Consider the following 8,651-nt stretch of genomic DNA (forward strand, 5'->3'; position numbering starts at 1 on the left):
CCCCCCCCCCCCCCCCCCCCCCCCCCCCCCCCCCCCCCCCCCCCCCCCCCCCCTTTTAGATGTGTATAAGAGACAGCCTCATTTATATACTCAGGCCAAATAGCTTCTCGTAAGCTACTCAACTCGCAATTCAACAGTGATTGTTGAAGCGCTGTGGTAGTGGCTCTTTCGTAAGAACAAAGCAAAAACAGCAGCTCTTAACGCTAAAATGCTACCTTCGTTTGTCTTCAATGGATAGTGGAATCTCTATCAAGGCCACTTTTGTAGATTGATTTGTACTGCCGGAATCCCGTACTTGCCAGCATATTGCAATAGCTAGCTCATGTCACCTCGCCCTGTTCATCCGTTCGGTCAAGTCGATACCGATGACACGAATGTCATCAACGTTGGGAAATTTGCTTGAAATCGTTGCCCAATGTGCCTGCAACATAGCTACCAATCCCGAGAAATCAACGACCTTCCCTATCCCAGGCAGTTCCCAGCTCGCCTTCTCACCCCGATAGACTATAACGAACAGGCCACGGTTTGAGCGATTATCGCGAAGATAGTCGCCACAAAGCTGGTTTTCTAACCGCTCATATAATTTTGGACCAGTCCAGTTTTCCGCCAGCTTCAGCTCGATAGGCACCGGGGAGTCAAACCCCATGCCATGCATCCGAAGATCCATACGTTTATCATCAGCTAATTCCTCTTCCTGAGGAATTGCATAGCGGCCCTGCGCCCTGTCACGTAGCCAATCGCCAATATACTTACGCATGTCAGTTTCTTGTGTCGCACCCTTAATGAGGATATTCGCTATGCTACTGTCTCCATGCTCAAGATTGTCCTTGAGATCAAGAAAACGCATCTCTGCCAGCTCGAACAGCTCGCGATGGTTGGCGGGTGTACGTTCGATTGCGGTTTGGAACTCAAGGGTCTGTTCGATCGTCCACGGAGTGAGATCGGCATCAAATTCCGCTTTCGTTTTGGCATGGTGTCGCATCCACGGCCGTGAAGAAGGCTCAGGGTGAAGCTGCTCTAATTCCATCAGTGCCATATAGGCTTCCTTGCCCGGTATCTCTTTTAGCAATGTAAAGAGCTGGTTTCTCGCGTCCTGTGCATCATCACGCAGGCTCGGTGAGAAAACTCCTTTGCCCGCGCGTTGGATATCCTCCTTTTCTCGGATATATTGATGCATGAGCGCGTAGAGATTCTTGAGATGCTCAGGAGTGCGAAATCCATCCCCATTCTTCATCGTGCATCGGCGACCTCCCAGCAGATGGGTAATAAATTGCATCGCGAAGCTTGTCTGCTTTGTGGGCTCCTTGGTCACCTTCAATCTTGCCGTGAGAGCAGGGAGCGCTTTATCGCCCTCAACTCCGGCCCACACTGCATACCAGCGTGCCGCATGAGCAAGCCGCCGATCAGCGCAGCGAACTTCCGCTAGCCTAGCAATATCCTTAGCACTTATCCCCGCAGCATGGACAATGTTGAGCATGTAGCCAAGATTCGTCAGATTCTTTGGCTCACGAGCTTTTAGTCGTTCGAAAATGCCCGCACCTATACCCGCCCAAGCCCACGATCCGCTCCAGCTCAGATCCGCCAAAACATAGTGGCTATCCACTTTGACTTTCTCATTGCGCAGATCGCTATCCACCTCACATAGCAATAGCTTCGCAATAAGTTCAGGAAATGCTACGAATAGCGAAGGCATCCAATCCGGAAACCCGTTCAACTCGTCCATGGCATAGCGAAACGCTATTTCGGCTTCGTCCTCTCTCAAGGTCGAAGTCCAGTTTTCTGTCTCGCGGGCCTCTATGCTGAGGCCCGTAAGCCCAAAGATCACACTTAATGGTGTGCTATTGCTCGTTTTCCCCTCGGAACGAAGCTTTGGACGATAGCGACGCCAATAGGCCACCACAGCGTCACGGAAAGCGTGTGCGACCTCCTCTCCAAACTCCGCTTTGAGAACCTGCCAACGCCCTTCTGTCCAATGGGAGGTCCTGGTGTCCAACTGGCGCATTTTTTCGTGCAAATAATATTGCCAGTTCGAAACATCGCTTGGTTTAGGCAGTTGAGGATCGCGTATCTTATCGATATTTTTGGAAAGGGCTTCCTTCCATTCCTGCTCATGTTTCTCCTCGGCAACTTGCCGTATCCTACTTTGCCGCTTCCATTTTGCCTCTTGTTGTTTCCATCTTTTATGCTCTGGATTGGGTGGCGGGTGTAAATGAGTGTGGAGCGCTGCGCGAAACGTGGGTATTTTCGCAACAGCCACTTTCAACGCCTTGAGCCATTTCCTCGGCCGCCCCGCCTGAACATACAGCTGAAATACCAGCGAGAGCGCGACAAGTCGATCATCGCGCAATGGGCGCGATTCTATATCAGCAAGAATGCGGTCGAAATCGTCAGGTCCGAACTGCCAGTACGAGCCGAACAAGTTCACTTGCCAGAAATTGGTTAGTCGTTCTTTTCTCTTTCTTTGCCGAACCCTTCGCGCCTGACCAACCTCGTACCAGAATAACGTATAGTTCAATTCTGGCCACACTGGCACCAGCTCGGAAGTGTTCGAACAGATCTCGCGCGAATCCCAATCACGAAAATGATGTGCAGATGGCAGCTTTTGTAGAACCGAGAGAGTTGGTGTCCGCAATGCGGCTGGATGGCGGGCTACGATGAGCTGTTCCACTGCCAGAGCGGCGTTATGGATCAGCCAACCATGCCGTTTGGAAATCTCACAATAGCGCCGTTCCACAATGGGACGTTTGGAAATAAGAGAGTTCATTCCCTCCAACAACAATGCTCGCAGGTCGAGACTGAGCGATTGAACAAAAATATCGAGTGCACGCGGTAACCCATCGACGCTATGACAGTCTTTCAATGCTAGCTTGCTAATACAAGCTAGCACCCACTCCACAGATTGCTCTGTTGGCGTCAAATCCACCAGTAACTCGGCGAACCACTCGCGACTTAGCGCCGACGCCTTATGTAGGAAATGCTCGCGAACCTCCAGCTTGTCAACTTCTTTACCCACCGCATGAACAGCGCGAAACGCTGCGATGCGCGCATATCGACCTGCTTTATTGTTCAACGCGACGTGTTTCGCTTCGAGTAAAGCGTCCGATAACTCGCCCTGCCATATCATGCGCAGGAGGAACCACTGGAGATCATGACTCGAGGCATACTTCGCGAATAGTGCCTTCACGTCCGCGACAATGTCCTTGTCAGCAAAACGCTGGACGGCGCGATAATCGCTTGTTGAGCTCCGTGCGATTCCGTTGTGCATAGTTTCGCAAACGTTGTGGAGAATTTTCTGGCGTGTTTCCAGAGGTAATGCCTTCGGCTCACCTCCCTCGAAAATAAGCTCTGGCGAGATAGTCAGAGCACGCTCACGAATCTTATTATCCATCAAAATAAGCCAAACTAAGACCGGCCGCATCGTCGGTACGATCACAACTTGGCCATATTGTTCCCGGAAAAGCAGTGACTCAATTTTACGCCGTGAAGTTTCGCGATCGAGTAATCCCTTGAACCACTCAGCAGTCAGATATTCCCGGACAGTACGATGATGAAATCGCACAGTCTGGTAAATCGCTTCATCAAAAATTGGTCGAGCAAGTAGTGCCGCACATTTCTTGCTGTCCCAGCCGGGCAAAACTGCCGCAATCGCAATACCCTTTGTGTTCTCTGAACCATCCGGGACTCGAATGGTTGATTCTTGGGCCATGGTCGCTGCAGCCGCGACACTCCTTATCCCCACCCGTGCATCAACGGTTGAAAGAGATGATGCTTCTTCGCGATTCTGGTCGCGTTCGGCCAATCGTCGCGCAATGCTTGATTGCATCAATTCAAGCCGATTACCGATACGTTTGTGCTTGTTCCAGTATTCTACCAGTTCGACCAGATCATCAGGGCGGGCTGCCATCGACCAACCATCCGCACGCTCAATGGCATCTACCAATGGTTTGGGATCTGCGATGCCTTTAGCTCTCGCAAGCTTCTCAACTTGTGTTACGCCGAGATCATCTAGAGCTACGATCCTGAAAGATCCATCCCGCTTACCTGTCGTGTCAGTTTGCTGGTTTTCCTCAGTAGCTGGAGCAGGTTCGATATATCGAAGCTGCTGTTGACAGAGCTTTAGGTCCGTCACTGGCCGCCATGCCGAGCCTCTACTAGTAAGTATAATATGCGTTCTTTGCAGTGCAGTAGACAGACGTGCACCAAACTTGCGAACAGCGCGTTCAAAATCCTGCGGTTCTCGCAGTCTCGCTTCATCGACGGAATCAAGGAATAGCCAGCCTTCTTCATCAGAAGCCAACCATTGCTCGAATTCAGTGAGATTACCCTCCTCGAAGGCGATGTCGAAATCGTCAGCGACATGTTCGAGCCGCAGGAAAAACGCTGATTTGCCTTCCTGACGGAGCGTTTGGGCCGAATGTCGTATCTCTTCGGTTTTTCCCGCACCTGCCTCTGACAAGATAACAGTCCGGTATCCAGCGAGTAGATCCGTCCAGTTTAGCCCTTTGCCAAAAGAAGAATTGCGAAAGTCAAATTCATCACTTTCCTCGTTCTTCAGAGAAAGTTCATGAAATGTTCGTCCCAGTTCGATATATTCTTCGGCCAATTTTTGCTCACCAATACCTTTGCGTTTTTATAACCATAGCATTTCAATCAATAAATCAAAACGAGAACAGTACGTCTGGGTTTTCAATAACCGTATTCGATAGTTGAGACATGTATGACTCCATAAAAGCAGGAATGCCCGCACTTTTGGCGGGCATGATGATGTATACGAGGGATTGGCATGTGGTGAATTACTCACCGCTGGTGGTTTGTGTCGTTTGATAGACCGCGATATAAACGTGCCCATAGCTTCCCAACGTATCCGCTTCACAGATAAAACCGGCGTGCTGGACAGTGACACACTGCTGGCGACGCTGATCGAGCTCACAGGAGCGCAACCGAGCCTCCAACTGCTTAATCAACACCGGGAAAGCAGTATCAAGCGTTTGGAGAGCGTCAGGACCGAATGTGCCAACCAAACCAGCACGATCAGCCAGAAAATGTAGGTGGTTTCCCTGTTGGACCAATCTTGCCCCCAGCCGTGGTGTGATAGTATGCTGTAGGCCCCAGATGGATGTTTCGTCGTTAGTGTTAGCCATGTTTGGTGCAGGTTCTTTCATCGCTGAATATCCTTAGCTGGCGTGTTAGTAGATGACGGTGGGATGAATGGTGATGTCAGACTAGGTGGCGGCTTACTGGGTTCCGTAATCCCAATGCACTTCGAGCACGAAGCAGGTCTGCACCATTGAGCATCGGGTCTTGTGCCAACAGGCTGAAGCCGGGGCGATCAACGCGCGCCAGGTCGAATTTCTCCACCAGTTCGTTGACTGTTTCGCGTACCGTTATCCCATGTTCAATCTGCTGAGCAATCACCTGTTCGTCGTGATACTGCGTATCGTTGAGTTCCAATCCATAACAGTGCTTCAGCAACCAGACGAGCAATTGCTGGTATTCGTTCAAAGCGGAGTTGTTTGAGACGGTATGAGGTGTTTTGTCTGTGGTCTTCATGAAGGTAGTTCCTTAACAAAGCGGTGAAACAGATAGCTGGCAGTGGTGGGTCAACCAGTGTGCCAACCTTGCGGAGAAACGGCGTTGTGCTTGAGAAAATGAAATACGCCAGGCATGGTCGCAGCATGTCTATCCATGATGGAATTTCCTCGAAAAATGATGGGGTAACACAGGGAATGACGTGTTGAACGTAGCGAGGGATTACCAGCCGAATGTGGTAAAACCAGGTAGTACCTCACCCAGGGCATCGATATGCAGGTAGGTCAGTTGGTGTTGTTTCATTAACGTAATAACCAGACGGCGGCAGGCTTTGGAGAGCCCCAGCCGTTTGAGCTGCAATCCCGGGTAGGTCCACGCATCTAAACGGAGCAGATAGCCCGTGCCCGAGAAATGAATCCACTCGCCGTCACTGAACTCATCCTGACAGTGAGAGATCCGATACAACACCTCATTGTCGTCTTCAGTGATATGGGCGGAACTGCATTGCAGGCCGAAACGCAAAAGAGGTGCAGTGGTTGTCATATACTCCCCTTGCCTACACCCCATTGCGGATGGCGGCGTTGATGATAGTTTTCGGTGTGGTCGGTCTTGATCATTGCCGTGACCAGTTCACGGCGGGAGTGATGTGAAAATAGCCAGCCCATAGAGGTGCTCCTTGAAAATGAGATCTTACAAACGCGAGGGAGGGGAAATAGTGAAAGGAAGCAGCGATTAGCCAGGTAACCAGCCACGTTCGGCAAATGACACGATATCCAGACCGCCAACAATCAAGTGATCCAGTACCCTCACATCCACCAATTCCAGAGCCGTCTTTATCCTGTCGGTGATCTGTCGATCAGCCTGACTGGGCTCGGCCAACTGAGACGGATGATTGTGCGCCAGTACGGCACTCGCCGCATTATGCTTCATGGCCGACTTCACCAACTCACGAGGGTGGACGGTGGTACTGTTGATCGTTCCCTTGAAGAGGGTTTCGTGAGCAATCAGGCGGTTTTGATTGTCGAGCCACAGCACGACGAATATTTCACGCTCCAGCCCGGTCATATGCAGGCGCAGCCAGTCTCGGGTCACGCGAGTGGAGGTAAACGCTACCCCCGGCTCCCGCAACTGTTTTGCCAGCAGGTTCAGGGCGCGTCGGATGGTACGTTGTTCGCCGGGTGACATTTCAGCCACCATTGGGGATAACGTTATCTTCATGGTGAGAGTACCTTGTTGCTCAGTCAATCAGGGTGAAAATGGCACGGCTTTCGGGATGATGCAGTGCATATTCCCGTAGCCGGTAGAAGTGTTCGGTCATAGCCTCGCTTTCATTCCGACAAGCGTGGTGACTGTAGGCCATCAGACAGGCCGTAATACCCGCAGCCTCTCGACTTACCGTTGCGCCGTTGCCATTAAGGGTGTTGAACAATATGTAGTCCTGGTCGGTTGACGGATTGAGATAAGCGCCACCGTTACTCAAGGTGCGAAAATCCCAGAAACCTCCCTGATAGTCGGTACACAAGCGATCCAACCAACTGAAGACTTGAGGTTCAATCAGCATCCAGCGTGGAATTGTGCCGAAATGTCGGAACCAGAAATCATGGCGTTGATGATCAGTGACCTCAGTGGCCGTTATGTGGTGAACGTCGGTATCTATCTGTGTTCTCATGAAAATGTGTCCTTTGAGAATAAGGTAATAAAAAAGGCCCCACCGGAAAACCGGGGAGCCTGTATGTTGGAGATATGTATATATTTAGAAGAGGCTGATGGAGATATTGGTTGTCCTCATCACCTGCTTATGCAACCAGCTATCCTAACGATAATGGGTTGTGTATTTCCCTGGAAATTGGCGTCACCAAAAGTGCCTGATCGATTCTGTTCAATAAACCAACAGACAGCCACGGCAATCTTACCGAGCTGTGAACGGCAAAGATAATGGGTTGTGCAGATCAATAACGAGAAACTGATCGTTGAAACCGATCGTTTAGAGACAGGGAGACTGGTGATACTGCGGGACAGGTTGTGATTAGACACCCGGTAGCAATCAGCCTGCTATGCCCGAGCATTAAATACGTGGCACTAGGTTACCACCTGCTTAAGCTGCTCTGCCATTACCCATAGCGCCCGGTTGAGTTTTATATCGCTATCGATGCCATTAATCGCACGAGTTCGCGCCTGTTTACCGTGAGTATTGCGACCATTCAGTCCCCCTTTGGTGAGATTCTCCTGCACCCTTTGGAATGTGGTCCAAAGATCATCCTTTTTGTCCTCCCAACGGCGAGGCATCAGAATTTGGCTTTCGGTGACCGGATGGTGTTCTTCGCCGTAACGGTAGGTCAATGCCGCATGCGCCAACGCGTGCTGGTGCTCCTGTGACAACGTTAATGCTTGCATGCCTTCACGGCTTTCGTCTATCTGGTCAAATATTCCCAGTACTTCGTAGGCCCCTTGAATCACCTGCCCCGCTATATCGCCTTTATGCGGCACACGAATTTCCCCAAAACTCTGTCCGCAAACCAATCCGTTCGAACAAACTTCACGATACCAGCCTGGCAACATTTGAAAGCTCGAAGAGCCATCGTGGCTATTTAACAAAATAATTTCTTGGGTTTCTTTCTCGGTTATTTGCCCCGAACGACGCAGCCTAAGCATGTGCTTGGTGTGCTCACGTTTGTCCAAATCCCGCACTCGAGTTTGGCAAGCGAAGAACGGCACAAACCCTTCTTCTCGCAGCTTATCCAGCAAAGTAATGGTAGGAATGTAGGTATACCTGTCGCTTCTAGAGGCATGTTTATCGTTGCCAAAAACGCTGGGCACGTAATGCGCCAATTCATCAACAGTTAATGGTCGGTCGCGGCGAACCGAGTTCACCCGACCAAAGTGGCTGGCTAATCTCATGGTTAATTCCTTGTTAAACAGCATAAAAGAAAAAGACCATACCCCTCATAGGAAACATCTGTCTCTTATACACATCTGACGCTGCCGACGATGCCAACTGTCATTAAGGAGGGGGGGGGGGGGGGGGGGGGGGGGGGGGGGGGGGGGGGGGGGGGGGGGGGGGGGGGGGGGGGGGGGGGGGGGGGGGGGGGGGGGGGGGGGGGGGGGGGGGGGGGGGGGGGGGG

General features: G+C 51.3%; 8 protein-coding genes. All 8 read right to left on the reverse strand.

The window, feature by feature from the left end:
* Nucleotides 1-325: 325 nt before the first annotated feature.
* Nucleotides 326-4,603 (reverse strand): hypothetical protein, encoded by a 4,278-nt coding sequence (locus tag JHD74_RS24820; RefSeq protein ID WP_199063760.1) that lies wholly within the window; start codon nt 4,601-4,603, stop codon nt 326-328.
* A gap of 190 nt (nt 4,604-4,793) precedes the next feature.
* Complete coding sequence (locus JHD74_RS24825) at nt 4,794-5,162, reverse strand: type IV toxin-antitoxin system YeeU family antitoxin (RefSeq protein ID WP_233169670.1); 369 nt, start codon at nt 5,160-5,162, stop codon at nt 4,794-4,796.
* A 55-nt stretch (nt 5,163-5,217) separates the two neighbouring features.
* Complete coding sequence (locus JHD74_RS24830) at nt 5,218-5,550, reverse strand: TA system toxin CbtA family protein (RefSeq protein WP_199063761.1); 333 nt, start codon at nt 5,548-5,550, stop codon at nt 5,218-5,220.
* Nucleotides 5,551-5,751: 201 nt separating this feature from the next.
* Entirely contained in the window at nt 5,752-6,072 is a 321-nt protein-coding gene (locus tag JHD74_RS24835; protein WP_199063762.1) for a DUF5983 family protein, read from the reverse strand.
* A complete protein-coding gene (locus JHD74_RS26915; protein ID WP_255519191.1) occupies nt 6,069-6,194 on the reverse strand; it encodes a hypothetical protein in 126 nt (41 codons plus the stop codon). Before JHD74_RS26915 ends, JHD74_RS24835 begins: the two co-directional genes overlap by 4 nt.
* Before the next feature lie 67 nt (nt 6,195-6,261).
* Nucleotides 6,262-6,747 carry a DNA repair protein RadC gene (gene radC, locus JHD74_RS24840; protein WP_199063763.1) on the reverse strand — a complete coding sequence of 162 codons (486 nt, stop codon included), beginning with the start codon at nt 6,745-6,747 and terminating at the stop codon, nt 6,262-6,264.
* A gap of 19 nt (nt 6,748-6,766) precedes the next feature.
* The gene (locus JHD74_RS24845) at nt 6,767-7,198 is read right to left on the reverse strand and encodes an antirestriction protein (RefSeq protein WP_199063764.1); all 432 of its coding nucleotides are present in this window, start codon (nt 7,196-7,198) and stop codon (nt 6,767-6,769) included.
* 410 nt (nt 7,199-7,608) lie between these two features.
* A complete protein-coding gene (locus tag JHD74_RS24850; protein ID WP_199063765.1) occupies nt 7,609-8,427 on the reverse strand; it encodes a DUF932 domain-containing protein in 819 nt (272 codons plus the stop codon).
* Nucleotides 8,428-8,651 lie beyond the last annotated feature (224 nt).

Source organism: Serratia sp. ASV30 (assembly GCF_016428815.1).
Taxonomy (GTDB): Bacteria; Pseudomonadota; Gammaproteobacteria; order Enterobacterales; family Enterobacteriaceae; genus Chania; species Chania fonticola_C.